At 76.2% G+C, this 2,234-nt stretch carries 3 protein-coding genes; all 3 read right to left on the bottom strand.

The genetic code is table 11. The features are described from left to right. The coding region (locus ACWJ6R_RS34985) for a cobyrinate a,c-diamide synthase (protein ID WP_449066313.1) at nucleotides 1-615 on the bottom strand (615 nt) is incomplete at its 3' end. Between the two features lie 145 nt (nucleotides 616-760). After that, on the bottom strand, nucleotides 761-1,363 hold the full coding sequence (gene cobO, locus ACWJ6R_RS34980) for a cob(I)yrinic acid a,c-diamide adenosyltransferase (protein WP_449066312.1): 603 nt from the start codon (nucleotides 1,361-1,363) through the stop codon (nucleotides 761-763). Between the two features lie 58 nt (nucleotides 1,364-1,421). Further along, nucleotides 1,422-2,234 (bottom strand): vWA domain-containing protein (locus ACWJ6R_RS34975; protein ID WP_449066311.1); only part of this gene is annotated, 813 nt, incomplete at its 5' end.

Below are 2,234 nucleotides of genomic sequence, written 5' to 3'. Positions count from 1 at the left end.
GGCCGCCCCGGGACCGTGCTCGGCCGCCGTGACGAGGCCGAGGTGCCGGGAGGGCACGGCGACGGCGTCGCTGCGGCGGATCGCACCGAGGACCGGGACGCCGCTCTCGGCGAGGGCTTCGCGCAGCAGGCTCTCGTGCCGTTCCGAGCCGACCCGGTTGAGGATCACCCCGCCGAACCTGAGCCGGGTGTCGTAGGAGGCGAAACCGTGCACCAGCGCGGCCACGGACCTGCTCTGCCGGGCGGCGTCGACGACGAGGACGACCGGGGCGTCCAGCAGGCGCGCGACGTGCGCGGTGGAGGCGAACTCGCCGGACCCCGCGCCGTCGTAGAGGCCCATCACCCCCTCGATCACCGCGATGCCGGCCCCCGCGGCACCGTGCAGGAACAGCGGCACGACGAGGTCCTCCCCGACCAGCCACGGGTCGAGGTTGCGTCCGGGCCGGCCGGTGGCCAGGGCGTGGTAACCGGGGTCGATGTAGTCGGGCCCGACCTTGTGCGGGGAGACCGCCAGACCACGGCGGGCCAGCGCGGCCATCAGGCCGGTGGCGACGGTGGTCTTCCCGGCCCCGGATGCGGGGGCCGCGATCACCAGCCGGGGCGCGGGAACGCTCATGCCCGCCGCGCCGCGGTACGGCCGGCCGCCCGGACCGCGGCTCTCCCCCTGCGGCCGGCGGGCGGGAGGTCCTTCCCCCGGGTGCGGCCGGCCGCCCGGACCGCGCTCCCGACCCGGTGGACGGCCCGCTCCGCCGTGTTTCCGGTCACCATTCGATGCCCTTCTGGCCCTTCTGCCCCGCGTCCATGGGGTGCTTGACCTTGCCCATCTCGGTGACGAGGTCGGCGGCCCCGACCAAGCGCGGATCGGCGTCGCGGCCGGTGATGACGACGTGCTGGCTGCCGGGGCGGTCCGCCAGCGCCGCCAGCACGTCCTCGACGTCGATCCAGCCCCACTTGATCGGGTAGGTGAACTCGTCCAGCACGTAGAGGCGGAAGGTCTCCGCGGCCAGGTCGCGCTTGATCTGCTCCCAGCCCTCGCGGGCGTCGGCGGCGTGGTCGGCCTCGCTGCCGGGCCGCTGGATCCAGGACCAGCCCTCTCCCATCTTGTGCCAGGAGACCGGCCCGCCCTCGCCCGAGTCGCCGAGGACCCGCAGCGCCCGCTCCTCGCCGATGCGCCACTTGGCGGACTTGACGAACTGGAACACCCCGATCGGCCAGCCCTGGTTCCAGGCGCGCAGGGCCAGGCCGAAGGCCGCGGTGGACTTGCCCTTGCCGGGGCCGGTGTGCACGATCAGCAGCGGCCGGGTACGGCGCTGCCGGGTGGTCAGGCCGTCGTCGGGCACGCTGGCAGGTCTGCCCTGTGGCATGTCACGCCTTTCTTCTGTTCGGCTCTTCCGGTCGACGTCGGTGCGGTCGCGCTGGGGCTCACGCGGCGGTCCGCCGCCGGCGGACCAGGTCGGTGAGGTCGGTCAGGTCGTCCAGGCGCACGGTCTCGGCGCCCATCCTGGCGGCCAGCGACCGGGCCAGGCCGAGGCGGACGTACCCGTCCTCGCAGTCCACCACCACCGCGGCCGTCCCCGCCAGCAACCCCGCGGCGCGGTGGGCCTGCTCCAGCGTGCCGGAGGTGGCCCGGCCGTCGGTCACCAGGATCAGCAGCGGCCGCCTGGCCGGGTCGCGGAGCCGTTCCACGCGGAGCACCTCGGCCGCCCGGACCAGCCCGGCGGCCAGCGGGGTGCGCCCGCCGGTGGGCAGTTCGCGCAGCCGGGCCGCGCCCGCCTCGACGGAGGAGGTGGGCGGCAGGACGAGGTCGGCCCGGGTGCCGCGGAAGGTGATCAGGCCGACCTTGTCACGGCGCTGGTAGGCGTCGAGCAGCAGGCCGAGCACGACCGCCTTGACCGCCTGCATGCGGCGGCGGGCGGCCATGGAGCCGCTGGCGTCGACGGCGAACAGCACCAGGTTGCCCTCACGGCCCTCCCGTACGGCCTCGCGCAGGTCGCCGCGGCGCACCAGCAGGCCCGGACCGCTCCTGCCGCGCTCCCGCTGGTACGGCGCGGCGGCCAGGACGGTCGCCGGCAGGTGGAGGGAGGCGGGGCGGTCCCTCGGGCGACGCGGGCACCGGTGGTCCGCCCCAGGGCGTCCTGGCCCGCGACCGCCGTCCCGGTGCTCCGGCTCCGACGCCGGGCACGGTGAACAGGCGGGCCCGGCGGGCCGGGCCGCCTCGGCCACCTGCTCCCGGTC

The organism is Planomonospora algeriensis, from assembly GCF_977012225.1.
Note: the sequence above shows the minus strand (reverse complement) of the source record. Positions and strands in the feature narration are given on the sequence as shown.

Bases quoted from the DNA above. Each gene is read 5' to 3' on its own strand.
- cobO (WP_449066312.1), bottom strand. From the start codon at position 1,363: ATGCCACAGGGCAGACCTGCCAGCGTGCCCGACGACGGCCTGACCACC.